The sequence below is a fragment of the Streptomyces alboflavus genome (assembly GCF_000716675.1).
Lineage (GTDB): Bacteria > Actinomycetota > Actinomycetes > Streptomycetales > Streptomycetaceae > Streptomyces > Streptomyces alboflavus.
In genome coordinates this window covers 1-14,790 of record NZ_JNXT01000033.1, presented here as the reverse complement: position 1 = coordinate 14,790, position 14,790 = coordinate 1, and the positions used below count along the sequence as shown (strand labels likewise).

Here is a 14,790-nt window from a genome sequence, read left to right as displayed (position 1 = left end):
CAGGTGACCGGTGGGGACGGACTATCAGAAGGCGCGCGAGGATCTTGGAGTCCGGCTCCGAGAGCTTCGGCTCAGGGCCCCTGAGGGCCGACTCACCGGCACCCAGCTCGCCGACCGGATCGGGTCCGGCTGGACCAAGGTCAAGGTCAGCAAGCTGGAGAACGGCAAGCAGACGGCGACTCCCGAAGACCTCTGGGCGTGGGCGCAGGGGACCGGTCAGCCTGATACCTACGACGAACTCCTGGCCAGGCTTCGGGGGTTCGAGTCCCACATCCGATCATGGCGCCGCCAGTTGGCCTCAGGACACAAGGCCGTGCAGGACGCCGTCACGCCCGAGCACGACAGGTCCCGCGTCCTTACGATCTGGGAGAACTGCCTCATTCCCGGGATGCTCCAGATCCCGGACTACGCGAGGCACGTCTTCGTCCGGCACGCCGACCTCATGCGCACCAAGCGAGACACCGAGGACGCCGTACGCGCCCGGATTCAGCGGCAAGAGGGTCTGTACCAGCCGGGCAGGAAGTACCGGATCATGATGTGGGAAGGGGCGCTGCGCTCGCTCGTCTGCCCACCGTCCGTGCTGTCGGCGCAACTGCACCATCTCGCCGGCGCCATTGGGCTGGACACCGTCGATCTGGGCATCATCCCCTTTGATGCCTCGCTGAAGATCTTCCCAGGAAACAGCTTCTGGGTTTACGACCAACGGCTCGTGGTTGTTGAGGACTGGCACGCGGAGTTGTGGATCGACGACGCGGACAGCATCGTCATTTACCTACGCGTCTGGGACACCCTCAAGAAGTCCGCCGTGTACGGCACCGACGCGCACAACATCATCAACGCGGCCAGGCGGACGCTACCACGGTGACAACGACCTTCGCTGCGGGTCCTCCCACCTCACAGGCCAAGGCCCTCACGTACGCCTGGAGGGCACGGACTCAGCACATCCAGTGTGAGGGTATCTCTCCAACCCTGAGAGATACCCTCACGGCGGACTATTCTCCGACGTTCAGTCGCTGACGCTAGCCCCGCTCACTCCCTGCGTCTGGGCTGCGAGCAGGAACAGCACCGTCACCGCGAGGCCCAGAGCGACGAACCCAAGTCGGACTGAGGGGCGCTCTGTCTTGAGCCGCGTCATCGCAAGCAACACTGAGACGGGAATGCTGGCAAGGACGATCTGAGACAGCACGATGAGCATCGCCCAAGCAAAGAGGGCGTTCGTCGAAGCTGCCTCGCGACTCTGCTGAGGAGCTAGGGCAGAACCTGTGTTTGCGTGGCTACTCATCAAGTCACCTTTCAGGGAACTTGTTCAGTGGATCCCGAGAGCTCTGGAACCTGGGCATGAGACCCAGCATGCCCGCGAACTCCTGATCTTTACAGGGCGCTCCACAGGACGCCCCCCACGATCCCAATGATCACAATCGCGGCGATGATGCTCAGTATGATGGTGGTGACAGGGCGCGCCATCGGTATCTCCTCTTGATCGGCCCGCGGCTGGGCGGAGCTAGACGTTCTTCAGGTAGTAGTACCTCAACCCGGTCTCGTCGCAGCGCAGGTGGTGACGCTTGTCGAGGTTGATGCCGAAGCCCTTGTAGACGATGGAGCCGTGCCACGTCACGTAGGCAAGGGCGTTGCCAGCAGCGGAGATCCACTGTTCCTCGGGCTCGTGGCTGATGGAGACGCCCGGGTTGTAGTTCTTATGTGACGCGGAGGCGTTGTAGACCTTGGTCACCTTCTTCGATGACGAGCGGTACCACTGCTTGAAGTTGAGGCTCGTGATGGTCACGCCCAGAATCTTCTGTTTGGCGTTGTACCAGCAACTCCAATCGCCGCTGGATGCCTTGGCCATTGCTGCGACACCGATGGGGGGCTCGGGGGCGATGCCGCCAGATGTCTCAACGACGACGTCACCCTCTGCCAGTTGGGCCCGCGCAGGACTGGCCCCGCCCGCAGTGCCCTCTGCGGCCACCAGGCCCTTCAGGACCTCAGGGTCGACGAGGTACTTGAGGAATTTCTGCTGGTTCGCCGAGGAGAGCGCTTTGAACTGCGCTTCCGTCTCCTTGGCTCCCGGGTCATTCTGAGTCTTCAGCCATGCGACGTACTCTTGGGCCGTCGGAGGCTGGGGCGCTTCCTCCGCGTGGGCGGCGGGAGCCCCCATTAGCCCGGCCGCGATGATAGCCGCCGCAACTCCAGCGCCAGCGGTCCTTCTCAGGTGTGTACGACTCATTACTGGTTCCCCTCCCAGATTGGTCTGCGCCCGGTGATCGACCGAGGCGCCGAGAGGGACTAGATCACGGAATACCTGACTCCGCGTCGCTGCTTGAGGTGTCTCTGAGGTCCCTCTTCACAGGAGTGTCTGAGAATGAGTGGTGAAGCAACTGTGAAATTGCCATGGGGGGACCAGAGTTGGGCTGACCGTTCATTCGCACCATGTGGTGCAGGTTGGCTGAACCTGTTCGGCGCGGCAGCTTAGGCTGCTGCTCGCAGAACCGCTTCGTAGGAAGTGGAAGCTGAAGCTGTGCTCGATGGGTGTACGCACCGCGGCGAGTGCACGTCGGGCAGCTTCTGTTCGCACGTCAGGGAGCGGTTCCAGGCCTCCTTGTAGCCGGTGATTACTGCCGGGTCAGTGTCCCGGCCGCTGTCGTCTAGGCCGACGAACCCCAGGTCGGCGATGGCGCCAAGCCCGGCCGCCACAGGTGAGCGGTGAGCTTGTCGTGACGGCAGGCAGTGATCGCGGCAGGCAGTGATCTCCGATGTGCGTCTGGGCGGCATCGCGGAGAGCCACATCAGTTGGCCGCTCTCGTCTGTGAGTGCGATAACGAGCAGGCCATGGCACCTGCTCTTGCCCGAGTAGTTCCTCCGGTTCTCGCTCCCGGTGCGCCGTCGGGTGCGGATGAGGGTACCGCCCAGCGGCGCGATGCCGCTGTCCTTGCGGGCGATCTTCTTCAGTGCCCGGTCCAGGCTCGGACCGCGGCTGGCCAGCAGGTGGACGACCCCGCGCACCCAGGCGTGACGTTGGCGCGGTGTATCCCGTTCCCGCCGGCCAGGTCGCCGGGCAGCTGGTCACGGCCCAGCACCGCCAGCGCGATGCCCGCGATCTTCCTGACGGGCAGCACCCGGAGTCTGCAGAAGCCCGTGGATGTGCAGGCTGGCGTACGCGCCCAGCTCCACGGCCGCCGCCTCCAACTTCGCCAAGTCCCGCACATTCTTCGGGTACCGGGCCTCCTCCACATCCCGCTTCATCGCCGAGATCTTCCCGTCCGCCCCCAACGCCTCGTCCGCGTTGTCCAGGAACTCCGGCTTCGGGATCCGCCGACCCCGCTCCACCGAGGACACCATCTCCTCGCCGTACCCGATGGCCGCGCCGAGTTCCGACCGGCGCATGCCCGCCGCCTCGCGCCACGCCCTGATCTGGCGGCCCACCGCCTTGAGTACGGCCGCGGCTTCCTCGTCCTCCATGTGCCCCACCCTTCCGCCCACTCCCACCGGATCGCGCCCGCCCGCGACCCGGACAGACCCTGACCGGATCGTGAGTATCCGCGACCCGGTAGGGCCCGACGCCAAAAGAAAAGAACCGGGGAAATTACCTACCCCACCCCACCCGTCCCGTCGCTCACTCGCGCGGGTGAACATGGCCAACTCGGGTGGCATATACGGCAGTCGATGGTGCAGCGTCAGCGACGACAACCCAAGACATGAAACGGCCCTCGCCGGGACTGGCATCCCAGTGCGAGGGCCTGTTCACCGAGGAAGAAGAGACCTTCCTGATGACTGCACAGCAGCCTAGCGCGCCCGCACGCCCCGCGTCCGGACGTTCCGGCGTCGCCGGACTCCAACACGTCACCGAACGCCACCCGGACCGCTACACCGTGGTCGGCAACCACCTCTCCCAGCACCACGAACTGTCCCTGACGGCCATCGGCTTGGCGGTCCACATCCAGTCGCTGCCCGCCGGATCCACGGTCGGGGTCAAGGCGCTGGCCCGGCGTTTCCCCGAGGGCGAGATGCGCATCGCGGCCGCGCTTCGGGAGCTGGAGGCGCACGGCTACCTGGCCCGGGTCAAGGAACGCCTCCCCTCCGGCCGCATCGTCACGCGCACGGTCTCGTACAACATGCCGCGGGCGTGCGTCCGGTCGCAGGCCCCGGCACAGCCGCTCCCGCCTCCGGAGCGGAAACCGGCCCCCACGCCGCCCCCGGCCCCTACGCCACCCCCGGCCCCGGCGGCGCCAAGCCACCCCACCCCCGCCACCACCCTCCTCGCAAGCCTCCGCGCCCACGACCCCCGCCTCCTCCTCACCGAACACGACGTCCAACGCCTGGCCCCCGCCGTCACGGCCTGGCTGGCGCGCGGTGTCCCGGCCGCCGTCGTACGGCATGCCCTGACCAGCGACCTCCCCCAGGACCTGCTCCGCCGACCCGCCGCCCTCCTCGCGCACCGGCTCACGGAGCGGATGCCGCCACCCCTGCCGGGGGAGCCGAAGCCGCGGAGTGCGGCCGCGCGTCCCCTCCCCATGCAGAACTGCGACGGATGCGAACGCGCCTTCCGAGGGGAGCGGCCGGGCCGGTGCAGGGACTGCCGCCCGAGCCGAACGGCGGCGTAGGAGGGGGGCGGGAAATGAACGGAGTGAGTCCTCACTCATTGACGGAGTGAGGACTCACTCCGTACGCTCCACTCATGACAGCAGCCGAGGAGAACCAGACCGCCCGCCGCCGCGCCCCCGCCATGTCGCCGGAACGGCGCCGCGAAATGATCATCCAGACCGCGATCCCCCTGATCGCTGAATACGGGGCCGCCGTGACGACCGCGAAGATCGCCCGCGCCGGGGGCATCGGGGAGGGCACGATCTTCCGGGTCTTCGCCGACAAGGACGAACTGCTGCAGGCCTGCGTGGCCGAGGCGCTCTCCCCCGAGCACGCGGTCCGCGAGCTGGACGCGATCGACGCGTCGCAGCCGCTGCCCGACCGGCTCGCGGAGGCGGCCGAGGCGCTGCAGGCGCACATGTCCAGGATGGGCGCGATCCTCGGCTCGCTGGGGCACGGCGGCGGCAAGCATCCCGGCACGGTGCGGGGTGCGGGCCGCGAGGAGTCGACGGCGCGCATCCGCGCGGCCCTCGCGGATCTGCTGGAGCCCGACAAGGCCGCGCTGCGCAGGCCGCCGGAGCAGATCGCGGCGCTCTTCTTCGGGCTGCTCTTCACCCAGCCGCGCACGGAGGACGAGCCCGACCTGACCCCGCGGGAGCTGGTGGAGGTCTTTCTGCACGGGGCGGTCTCGGCGGACGCCGAGTGAGCACGCGGAGAAGGCGCCTGGGGGTGACGGTGCTGGCCGTCCTGGCCCCCGTCCTGGTGTGGCTGGTCGCGGACCCGCTGCTGGGGCACCGGCCGCGGATCGCCGACGGCGAGCAGACGCTCGACATCGGCGCCGTGCCAGTGACAGCCGTCGCGCTGCTCGCGTCGCTCTCCGGCTGGGCCCTCCTCGCCGCCCTGGAACGCTTCGCGCCGCACCGCGCCCGTGCCGTCTGGACCGGCCTCGCCGGTGCCGGACTGGCCGTGTCCTTCCTGCCGTTCATCGGCGACGGAATGGACGGCGGCACCCGGGCGACCCTCGCCCTGATGCACCTGGCGGTGGCGGCGGTCCTGATACCGGGCCTCGGCGGCGGGCCCTCCCGGTCCCGAGGCCGGGACGTGGCATGACGGACCCTCACGAGGGTGTACGATCAATACGTAACTTCGGTGCGGCGCACGGAAGTCACGCGTCTGTGGTCCAAGGAAAGACGCCCATCATCCGATGGGAAATGTAGGTGCAAGGCCTGCCGGGCGCTCCAGCAGAACGAAGGCCCCCTCGTCAGCGACGAGGGGGCCTTCGTCGTCCCTCGGGCGGTCTTGCGCGAGCTTCGCGCCGAGTGCGCGCGCGAACGGCGGGCGTTGCGTTCCCCGGCGGGTCCTGATGATGCCGCCAGCGCTATGACGTCATGATGATGTCGGTCTTGGACGCCTCAACGCACCCGCCATAGCGTCAAGTTGTCGCACACGCAGTTCGCAACGAGGAGTCCACCATGGGGAACAACAGCAACCGGCCCCTGTTCAAGAGAATCGCCGCCCTGTCGCTGGCCACCCTGGCGGTCGGCGTCTTCGCCGCGGGGGGCGCGAACGCCGACGCCTCGAAGAAGAGGCGGGTCGAGGTCATCGAACTCCAGCTCAAGGACCTTGAGTACGAGTCCTTCGATCTCGGAAAACCGGGGCCGAGCCTGGGCGACATGACCGTCTACTGCGCCACCGCGGTGGAGAACGGCCGCAACGTCGGACAGGGAGCAGGGACGTCACATGTCGTGTCCGCGCGCGGTGGGAAAGTCACCTCGCAGGCCGTGATCACGATAGAGCTCAAGCGTGGCTCTCTGACGATGCAGTCGCTGCGGCCGGAAGAGGCGAGTTCGGTCGACATGGCCATCACCGGCGGCACGGGCGCCTTCAAGGACGCCCGGGGCAGCGTTCGCTACTGGGACATCAACACGCCGCAGGAGAGGCTGCGCGCCGAGATCCTGCACTGACGGAGAACGGGATCACCGTGACACGCCGGGCTCTCACCCTCTCCGTGGAACACTTGCCCGCACGGGAACGCGCACCATGCGGGAGTGGAGCCGATGGCGTCGGACGCGGGCAGGCAACCGTCCATGCAGGAGCTGATCCGGCTGCGCAGGCGTGCCGGATTCGTGGGGCGGCGGCAGGAACTCGCCGCGTTCAGAGGGAACTTCGACCTGCCGCCGGAGCACGAGCGGCACCGCTTCCTCTTCCACGTCCGTGGCAACGCGGGCGTCGGCAAGACCTCCCTCGTGCGGGAGATGCGGCAACTCGCCGATGAACGGGGCGCCGTGACCGCCTATGTGGATGAGTCCGTGGGGAGTGTCGCGGACGTGCTGGGGGTTCTCAGTGCGGAGTTCGTGCGGCAGGGCGGCAAGTTCAAGGATCTTGACCGGCTGCTTGTCGCGCATCGGGAGCGTCGGTACGAGGCCGAGGCGGCGGCCCTCGCGGCACTCGGCGGGCCGCAGGAGGAGCAGGCAGGCCAGCCCGGCCAGCCGTCCCAGCCCTCCGGCGGAAGCATGGCTGCCGCCCGCGCCGGCCTCGCCGGGCTCGGGCTGCTGCCGGGGGTGGGGATGCTCGCTGGGGCCGTCGACCCCACCCAACTCGCCTACGGCGCCGACCGGTTGCGTGCCGGGCTCGGCGCGCGCTTGCGGAATCAGGACGACGTGCAGCTGGTCCTCTCCCCGGAGCGGGTCCTGACGCCCGTGTTCCTGAAGGAGCTGGGCGACATGGCGGCGTCGGCGCCCTGGATCGTGCTCTTCTTCGACACGTACGAGCGGACCGCCCCCTTCCTCGACGCGTGGCTGTGCGACCTCATGACCAGTGAGCGGTACGGGCAGCTGCCCGCGAACGTCGTCGCCGTGACCGCGGGCCAGCACGGGTTCGACACCGCCCGGTGGGGCGACTTCGCCGACTTCATGGTCGACGTACCGCTCGAACCGTTCACCGAACTGGAAGCGCGCGGGCTCCTCGCGGGCAAGGGCGTCGTGGCCGAAGCCGTCGTCGAGGAAGTGCTCCGGCTCTCCGGCGGGCTTCCCGTCCTCGTGTCCACCCTCGCCGAGAACCGGCCCGAGAGCGTCGACGACGTCGGCGACCCCTGCGCCTCCGCCGTCGAACGGTTCCTGAAGTGGGAACAGGACCCCGTCCGGCAGGCCGCCGCCCTCGCCTGCGCCCTGCCCCGCAGGCTCGACGCCGACGTCTTCGAGGCCGCCGTCTCGGGCGTGTGCGCGCAGAGCGACACGGCGGAGCTCTTCGGGTGGCTGCGGGGGCTGCCGTTCGTGAGTGAACGCGGCAACCGGCTCCAGTACCACGACGTCGTACGGGCCCCGATGCTGCGGCTCCAGCGGTGCCGGTCACCCCGCTGGTGGGCCGGTACGCACCGGCAGCTGGCGGACGCGTACGGCGAGTGGCGCGCCGAGGCCGGGACCGGACTCGACCCCGAAGGCCTCTGGGGCGACGAGCGGTGGCGGGAGCTGCGGCTCGCGGAGGTCTACCACCTGCTGTGCTCGGGGGAGCGGGGTGCGCCGGCCGACGCCCTGCGGGCCGTCGTCGAGGCGGGCGGCTGGGACGAGGAGGCCGCGCGGAGATGTGCCGATGTGCTGGTCGCGGCCGGGGAGGACACGGACGCGCCGGATGTCGGGGGGTGGGGGCGGGAGTTGCTGCGGGCCTTCGAGGACGGGGGGTTGCCGGGTGCGCTAGAGGTGCTGCTCGACCGGGCCGGGCTCGACTCCGGGACGCGCGCCCTCGCGTACGCCGTCCGGGGGCGTGACCTGCGCGTCGACCGGGACTACCCGGCCTCGGTCACGGAGTACGACCTGGCGCTCGCGGCCGACCCGACGCTGGTGCGCGCGTACTACGGCAGGGCCTACACCCGGGTCTTCACGGGCGCCTACGACCTGGCGCTCGCCGACCTGAACCGCGCCGGCGAACTCGCCCCCGACGACGACCTCGTCCTGTCCCTGCGCGGCAGGGTCCACCGGCTCCTGGGCTCCCACGAGGCGGCGCTCGCCGACCTGACCCGGGCCGTCGAGCGCGTGCCGGACCACGCGGGGAGCTGGGCCGAGCTCGGCGAGACCCACAACGCCCTCGGGCAGCAGGACGAAGCCCTGACCTGTCTGGACCGCGCGCTGCGGATCAGCCCGGAGTACCTGTGGGCCAGGGTCCGCAGAGCACGCGTACGACGCGACCGCGACGAACACGAGGCGGTCATCGCCGACCTGGACCGCTGCGTGGAACTGGCCCCGGACTCGGCCTGGGTGGCCTGCGAGCGCGGCGACGCCCTGCGGATCGCCGGACGCCACGAGGACTCCCTCGCCGACTACGACCGCGCGCTCCAGCAGAACCCCGCGTACGCGTCGGCGTACGCCAGCCGAGGCCTCAGCCTGCACCACCTCCGCCGGAACACCGGCGCCCTCGCGGACCTCGACCGGGCCGTCGAGCTGCGCCCGGACTACATCTGGGCGCTGATCCACCGGTCCTCGGTGCACCTGGCCCTGGGCGACGGCGAGCGGGCACTCGCCGACGCCGACCGCGCCAAGGCCCTCCTCCCGGACGACGAGTGGGTCCTCTACGAGCGCGCCTGCAGGCTGTACGAGCTGGACCGCCCCGAAGAAGCCCGCGTCGACCTGGACCGGCTCCTTGAGCTGGACCCGCAGGACGTGCACGCCCTGACGCTGCGCGGTGCCGTCCTTGCCGCACTCGACCGCTGCCGCGACGCGCTCGCCGACCTGAACCTGGCCGTCCAGCTCGACCCGGAGTACTCCTGGGCCAACCGGCAGCGAGCCTTCCTCCACATCGCCATGGGCCGCACGGACGAAGCCCTCGCCGACCTCGCCCGCTACCTCGAAACCGGCGCGGACCCCGAGTGGGCGCGGCGCGTGACCGCCGAGGTCCACCTCTGGTGCGGTCGCCCCGAGCTCGCGCTCGCGCAACTGGCGCCCGACGCCGACGACTTCGCGCGCGGCGACAGCGACTCCGCCGAGCAGCTGAGCAAGGCGTACCGCATGACCGGGCAGTGGGACCGCGCCCGCCGCGCCGCCCTCGCCGAATGCGACGCGGACGAGGCCTACGGCCTGCACCTGCTCGCCCTCGTCGCCGGCGCCGCCGAGGGCGTCGACGCGGCCCGCCCCCTGTGGCAGCGGGCCGCCCGCCTCACCCGCACCGGCGGCGAACCCTCCTCGTTCCACGACCACCTGCACATCCTGGTCGCCGCGGGCCTGGCCGACTGGGCCGCCCTGGACGCCCGCCTCGGCCGCTACCTCGCCGACGCCGACGCCCCCGGCATCCCGTGGTCCGACCTGGCCGACCTCGCCGACGACCTCGACGCCCTGGTGCGCGCCCCCGGCGCCGACCGCGCCCGCCTCGGCCCGCGCCTCGCCCGCGTGATCGCCGCCAGGGACGCCGTCCGCGCCCGGTACGCCGACCTGTTCAGCGCGTGCGAGCCGGAGTCTGCACCAGCACCGCTCCGCCCCGAGGCTCAGGAGTGAGCAGCAGCGTCACGCCGTAGCGCGCCAACTGGCCGTCCGCTACGGCCAGTTCAACGGTGCGCGGGGTGAAGTCCCCCACCGACCGGCAGTCCCACCACTCCTCCAGATCGGGCCGCTCGGCGCGCAGCCGGGCCGTCAGCCCCTGGAAGCGCGCCGACAGCGGGTCGCGGTCCGCGCGGGTGCGGAAGTGGCGGTAGAGGTCCATCGCCAGCGGCTGCCACGCGGGCAGGAGGCGCTGGTGGTGGGGGTCGCCGGTCAGGAGGAGCAGCAGGTTGCGGCGGTCGGGGGGTACGGCTGCGGGGTCCGGCCAGAGGGTGGCGTACGCGGTGTTCCAGGCGAGGAGGTCCAGGGCGGGGCCGAGGAGGAGGGCGGGGGTGGTCGGCCAACTGTCCAGGAGGGGTTGGTGGTCGACCTCTGCGGCGTCCGGTGTGTCGGGTGCGTCCGGGGCTTGGAGGCCGTCCGGGGCGAACCCCGCGAGCGCGAGCGCGTGCTCCCGCGCCGCACCGTCCATCCGCAGCGCCCGCGCCACCGCGTCGAGCACCTGCCGGGACGTGTCCACGCGCCCCTGCTCCAGCCACGTGTACCAGGCCACCGACACCCCCGCGAGCGCCGCGACCTCCTCGCGCCGCAGCCCGGACGTGCGCCGCCGAGGGGTGCGCGGAAGACCCACGTCCGCCGGGGCGACAAGATCCCGGTGCGCGCGCAGGAAACCGCCCAGCTCGCGCCGCAGCGCACCCCGTGCCCGCTGGGCCGTGTCCGTCATCCTGTGACCTCCGCTCACCCCCATGAACACCCGCCTGGCAGGCCCCCATTCCCCCGGCGAGGCTGACCCCATGAGCGAAACCACGACCGACCAGCCGACCGGCACCACGACCGACCAGCCCGTCGTCATCCGCCGCCACAACGACTCCTCCCACCTCACCGAACCCCGCACCCTCATCCGCGTCTACACCCCGCCCGGCACCCTGGACTCCGTCACCGCCTTCTACGAGCGGCTGCTCGGTGTGGAACGGGACATGTACTTCACGTATCCCGCCAGGGAACTCACCCTCGCCGTCGTCGGAAGTTTTCTGCTCGTCGAGGCCACCGAGGAGGTCCTTGAGCCGTTTCGGGCCACCGACGGGACGCTGCTCGTCGACTCCGCCGACGCCTATCTGACCCGGCTCGCCGCCGAGGAGGGCACGGAGATCCTGGTACCGGCGCACCGCGTCCCCACCGGCACCGGCTTCACCGCACGGCACCCCGACGGCACCGTCATCGAGTACGTCGAACACCGGCCAACCCCTGACGGGAGTTAGAGAAAGGGCACCTCCGGACAAACCAATTGGGCCCCTGAACCCACCGTTCCCGTTCGATTACAGTGCTGCGGAGTCGGACGCCAGGGCACGGGAAAGGGGGTTCGGTGAGCACTGCAGCAGCCACCGGTGTGTGGGGCCGCACCGAGCAGCAGGACTTCCGCAGCCGGGTGCGCGGGACGCTGCTCGGCGCCGCCGTCGGTGACGCGCTCGGCGCGCCCGTCGACGGCCTCGGCCTCGGCGCGATCCGCGAGGCGCACGGCGCCGAGGGCCTCACCGAGCTCGCCGCGTCCCACGGCGGCGGACGCGGCACCGTCACCGCCGCCACGCAGCTGACGCTGTTCACCGTCGACGGGCTCATACGCGCACAGGTCCGCCGCGACACCGGGGCCTGGCACCCGCCGACCGACCTGCACCGCGCCTACCGCCGCTGGGCCGCCACCCAGCGCGACTGGGGGCCCGACGAGCGCCGCAAGGAAGACGGGTGGCTGGCCCGCGAGGAGTGGCTGTACGCCCGCCGCGGGCCCGCCCGCGCCTGCCTCACCGGGCTCGCCGACGACCGCATGGGCACCCTCGACGTACCGAAGAACCCCGGCGACCAAGGGCCGGAGGCCGCCACCCGGTCCGCGCCCTTCGGGCTCCTCGTCGGCTGGGAACCGCAGCTCGTGCTGCAGCTCGCCGTCGAGTGCGCCGTGCAGACCCACGGCCACCCCGTCGCCTACCTCACCGCCGGTGCCCACACCGTCCTCGTGCACGGCCTCGCCCGCGGCGAGTCCCTGGACGGCGCCATCCAGCGCACCCTCGCCCTGCTCGCCGCCCGGCCGGGCCACCAGCCCGTCACCGACGCCCTGCGGCACGCGCTCGGCGCTGTCCGCCAGGGCATGCCCACCGCCGGGCGTGTGGAGGAACTCGTCGGCGAGGGCGAGGCCGTCGGGGCGCTCGCCGCCGCCGTGTACTGCGCCCTCGTCGGCGAGGACATCCGCCACGGCCTGCGGCTCGCCGTCAACCACAGCGGGGCGTCCGCCGCGTCCGGCGCGCTGTGCGGGGCGCTCCTCGGCGCCCTCCACGGCGAGACCGCGCTGCCCCCGGGCTGGCTCACCGAACTGGAGGGCCGCGCGACCGTCCTCGAGATCGCCGACGACTTCGCCATGGAGATGACGCAGGGGCCCGCCCTGCACAGCCCGGCTGGCGCGGCGCCCGGGTGGCTCGCCCGCTACCCACGCGCCTGAGCCCCGCTGTCACCGGACCCGGGCCCGACCCCCGTCCGGACCCCGGTTCAGGCCCGTGCGGCTCAACGCTGCGAGTCCTCCACGATCTTCAGGGCCCGCGCCTTCAGCTCCTCGCTCGCCTCCTGCGCGTTCCCCGCGTCGAACGGCGGCCTCGGGTCGTACTCCACGGCGAGCTGGATCGCCCTCGCCGTGTCCTCGTCGGTCAGCCGCGCCGCCAGGTACAGGGCCATGTCCAGGCCCGCGGAGACGCCCGCCGCCGTGATGAACTTCCCCGACTCCACGTACCGTTCGGGCACGTACGTGACGTCGAAGGTCTTCTCCAGGTACGGCGCCGACGCCCAGTACGTCGTCGCGCGATGGCCGTCCAGGAGGCCCGTCGCGGCCAGGACCAGCGATCCCGTGCACACGGACGTGGTGAAACGGGTCCGGCGGTCGGTGTGCCGGATCCACTGCAGAAGCGTCCGGTTCCCCATCGCCGCGACGACACCGCGGTTGCCCGCGCCCGGCACAAGCAGCACGTCCAGGCGGCCCGCCTCGTCCAGCGAACGCTCCGCCATCACGGCCACGTCCCCGGTGTCGGTCCGCACGGGGCCGCGGCGCTCGGCGACCATCGTGACGCTCGCGCCGGGGACGCGGGACAGGATCTCGGCGGGGCCCGTGGGGTCGAGGAGGCTGTAGCCGTCGTAGAGGAGGATGCCGATCCGGGGGCCTCGGGGCGGGGTGCCGGTTCGGGCCCTTGAGGGGTTCTTCGAGGGGTACGGGGTGGTGTCGGCCGCGTGGGCCGTCGGGGCGAGGGCCGCCGTGGCCAGCGCGGCGGTGGCTGCGGCTGCTGTGCCGCGGAGGAGGGTGCGGCGGGTTGAGGACGTCGGGTCGGCCTGGGGTGTCCGAGGTGTCATGGCACGGGAGTCTCCGCGCCCCCCGGCGTTCGCGGGCGGGGCATGTCCGGCATCCTGCGAATCCTGTCCCCGCCCATGCCGTAGTGGTCGAGGAACGCCTGTCGTAACGTCTGCGCCGAGCCGAAGCCGCAGCGGCGCGCTATCGCCGCCAACGGGAGTTCGCTGGAGCGCACCAGGTGCGCCGCCGCCTCCGTGCGGGCCGCCCGGACCGCGCGCGCCGGAGTCGTGCCCAAGTGGGCCGAGAACAGCCGCGTCAGATGCCGGGTGCTCACGCCCGCGCGGGCGGCCAGCGCCCTCGGGGACAGGTCGTCCGCCAGGTGCGCGCTGATGTGGCCCGACAGGTCGCGGACCAGGCGGTCGCCCGGGGGCGGGGCCGCCAGGAACATGCTGATCTGCGCCTGGTCCGCCGGGCGGTGCAGATACGAGACCAGCTCGCGGGCCACCGCGCGGGCCAGGGTCGGGCCGTGGTCGTCCTCGATCAGGGCGAGGGTGAGGTCCAGGGCGCTGGTGACGCCCGCGGAGGTGTACACGTTGCCGTCGCGCACGTACAGCGGGGCCACGTCCACCGCCACCGTGGGGTGGCGGGCCGCCAGACGCTCCCCGTAGCCCCAGTGCGTCGTCGCCCGGCGGTGGTCCAGGAGGCCCGCGGCCGCCAGGACGTACGCGCCCGTGCACACGCTTGCCACGCGGCGGCTGCGTTCCGCGAGGCGGTGGACCTGGGCGACCAGGCGGGGGTCGGCGGCCGCCTCCTCGTAGCCCGCGCCTCCCACCACCATGAGGGTGTCCAACTCACCCGTCACCGCCTCCAGTTGCTGACCCGCCGCCAGGGCTATGCCCGCCGAGCTGCGGGCCGGGCGGCGGCCCACCGTTCCCAGGTCGATCCGGTACGGGGGGTTCGCGCCGAAGCGGTTGGCTATGTCCAGGGCGCCGCTCGGACAGGCGATGTCCAGAATCTGGACGTTGTCGTACGCCACGATCAGCACGCGTCTCGCGGTCTGCATGGGGGCAATCCCACCACGAGGCTGCGCCCGCGGCTGTTTCTGGTCGGGGCTCAGCTGTCCCGCCCGCCCGCTTCTGGTCGACCGGCCGGTGGACGCCGCCTGCGGGACAGCTTCGCCGTCGGCGTCCGCGGGTCGCGGACCCCTTCCCGCCGCTGCCGCGGCGGTTGCTCTCCCGCCCGCCCGCCCGTTTCCACCCGACCGGCGGGTGGATGCCGCCTGTGGGGGTGGTTCGTCGTCGGCGGCTGCGGGCGGGTGGGTGCTTTTCCGCCGCTGCCGCGGCGGTTGCTCTCCCGCCCGCCCGCCCGTTTCCA

Annotated in this window: 13 protein-coding genes and 1 pseudogene; 8 read left to right on the top strand and 6 right to left on the bottom strand. The window is 71.4% G+C overall.

From position 1 onward, the window contains the following. Window positions 1-10 precede the first annotated feature (10 nt). Window positions 11-865, top strand: coding sequence for a helix-turn-helix domain-containing protein (locus OO63_RS23760; protein WP_030361605.1), 855 nt, complete (start codon window positions 11-13; stop codon window positions 863-865). A 141-nt stretch (window positions 866-1,006) separates the two neighbouring features. Here the strand turns inward: OO63_RS23760 and OO63_RS23755 are convergent, their stop codons facing one another. The 3 genes and pseudogenes from OO63_RS23755 to OO63_RS23745 all read right to left on the bottom strand — a co-directional run. Next, the gene (locus OO63_RS23755) at window positions 1,007-1,195 is read right to left on the bottom strand and encodes a hypothetical protein (RefSeq protein ID WP_030361606.1); all 189 of its coding nucleotides are present in this window, start codon (window positions 1,193-1,195) and stop codon (window positions 1,007-1,009) included. A 306-nt stretch (window positions 1,196-1,501) separates the two neighbouring features. Continuing rightward, window positions 1,502-2,224, bottom strand: coding sequence for a hypothetical protein (locus OO63_RS45545; RefSeq protein ID WP_157854038.1), 723 nt, complete (start codon window positions 2,222-2,224; stop codon window positions 1,502-1,504). 878 nt (window positions 2,225-3,102) lie between these two features. Continuing rightward, window positions 3,103-3,456, bottom strand: a pseudogene (locus OO63_RS23745) (helix-turn-helix domain-containing protein); the annotation flags it as partial. A gap of 308 nt (window positions 3,457-3,764) precedes the next feature. Here OO63_RS23745 and OO63_RS23740 point away from each other — a divergent pair. The 5 genes from OO63_RS23740 (at window position 3,765) to OO63_RS23720 (ending at window position 10,058) form a co-directional block, all read left to right on the top strand. Then, the gene (locus OO63_RS23740) at window positions 3,765-4,598 is read left to right on the top strand and encodes a DNA-binding protein (RefSeq protein ID WP_031192691.1); all 834 of its coding nucleotides are present in this window, start codon (window positions 3,765-3,767) and stop codon (window positions 4,596-4,598) included. Window positions 4,599-4,672: 74 nt separating this feature from the next. Next, complete coding sequence (locus OO63_RS23735; RefSeq protein WP_030359347.1) at window positions 4,673-5,284, top strand: TetR/AcrR family transcriptional regulator; 612 nt, start codon at window positions 4,673-4,675, stop codon at window positions 5,282-5,284. Window positions 5,285-5,307: 23 nt separating this feature from the next. Beyond that, window positions 5,308-5,688 carry a DUF6069 family protein gene (locus OO63_RS23730; protein WP_397622271.1) on the top strand — a complete coding sequence of 127 codons (381 nt, stop codon included), beginning with the start codon at window positions 5,308-5,310 and terminating at the stop codon, window positions 5,686-5,688. 362 nt (window positions 5,689-6,050) lie between these two features. Continuing rightward, complete coding sequence (locus tag OO63_RS23725; protein ID WP_030359349.1) at window positions 6,051-6,542, top strand: allene oxide cyclase barrel-like domain-containing protein; 492 nt, start codon at window positions 6,051-6,053, stop codon at window positions 6,540-6,542. Window positions 6,543-6,635: 93 nt separating this feature from the next. Continuing rightward, window positions 6,636-10,058 carry an ATP-binding protein gene (locus OO63_RS23720; protein WP_199819503.1) on the top strand — a complete coding sequence of 1,141 codons (3,423 nt, stop codon included), beginning with the start codon at window positions 6,636-6,638 and terminating at the stop codon, window positions 10,056-10,058. On the opposite strand, the gene OO63_RS23715 is transcribed toward OO63_RS23720, so the two are convergent. Continuing rightward, window positions 10,000-10,821 carry a helix-turn-helix domain-containing protein gene (locus OO63_RS23715; protein WP_033264391.1) on the bottom strand — a complete coding sequence of 274 codons (822 nt, stop codon included), beginning with the start codon at window positions 10,819-10,821 and terminating at the stop codon, window positions 10,000-10,002. The two genes, OO63_RS23720 and OO63_RS23715, sit on opposite strands and share 59 nt — an antisense overlap. A gap of 70 nt (window positions 10,822-10,891) precedes the next feature. Here OO63_RS23715 and OO63_RS23710 point away from each other — a divergent pair, with 70 nt between their 5' ends. Next, the gene (locus OO63_RS23710; RefSeq protein WP_051811120.1) at window positions 10,892-11,356 is read left to right on the top strand and encodes a VOC family protein; all 465 of its coding nucleotides are present in this window, start codon (window positions 10,892-10,894) and stop codon (window positions 11,354-11,356) included. 104 nt (window positions 11,357-11,460) lie between these two features. Next, window positions 11,461-12,582: an ADP-ribosylglycohydrolase family protein gene (locus OO63_RS23705; protein ID WP_234311224.1), complete on the top strand. Its 1,122-nt coding sequence runs from the start codon at window positions 11,461-11,463 to the stop codon at window positions 12,580-12,582. A 62-nt stretch (window positions 12,583-12,644) separates the two neighbouring features. Here OO63_RS23705 and OO63_RS23700 read toward each other — a convergent pair whose 3' ends face one another. After that, a complete protein-coding gene (locus OO63_RS23700; RefSeq protein WP_030359354.1) occupies window positions 12,645-13,478 on the bottom strand; it encodes a DJ-1/PfpI family protein in 834 nt (277 codons plus the stop codon). After that, a complete protein-coding gene (locus OO63_RS23695; RefSeq protein ID WP_033264395.1) occupies window positions 13,475-14,461 on the bottom strand; it encodes a GlxA family transcriptional regulator in 987 nt (328 codons plus the stop codon). Before OO63_RS23695 ends, OO63_RS23700 begins: the two co-directional genes overlap by 4 nt. Between the last annotated feature and the right edge of the window lie 329 nt (window positions 14,462-14,790).

Excerpts from the sequence above, each read along its gene's own strand:
- OO63_RS23755 (WP_030361606.1), bottom strand. The coding sequence starts at position 1,195 with ATGCTCATCGTGCTGTCTCAGATCGTCCTTGCCAGCATTCCCGTCTCA.
- OO63_RS45545 (WP_157854038.1), bottom strand. The coding sequence starts at position 2,224 with ATGAGTCGTACACACCTGAGAAGGACCGCTGGCGCTGGAGTTGCGGCG.
- OO63_RS23740 (WP_031192691.1), top strand. The coding sequence starts at position 3,765 with ATGACTGCACAGCAGCCTAGCGCGCCCGCACGCCCCGCGTCCGGACGT.
- OO63_RS23735 (WP_030359347.1), top strand. The coding sequence starts at position 4,673 with ATGACAGCAGCCGAGGAGAACCAGACCGCCCGCCGCCGCGCCCCCGCC.
- OO63_RS23725 (WP_030359349.1), top strand. The coding sequence starts at position 6,051 with ATGGGGAACAACAGCAACCGGCCCCTGTTCAAGAGAATCGCCGCCCTG.
- OO63_RS23720 (WP_199819503.1), top strand. The coding sequence starts at position 6,636 with ATGGCGTCGGACGCGGGCAGGCAACCGTCCATGCAGGAGCTGATCCGG.
- OO63_RS23715 (WP_033264391.1), bottom strand. The coding sequence starts at position 10,821 with ATGACGGACACGGCCCAGCGGGCACGGGGTGCGCTGCGGCGCGAGCTG.
- OO63_RS23710 (WP_051811120.1), top strand. The coding sequence starts at position 10,892 with ATGAGCGAAACCACGACCGACCAGCCGACCGGCACCACGACCGACCAG.
- OO63_RS23700 (WP_030359354.1), bottom strand. The coding sequence starts at position 13,478 with ATGACACCTCGGACACCCCAGGCCGACCCGACGTCCTCAACCCGCCGC.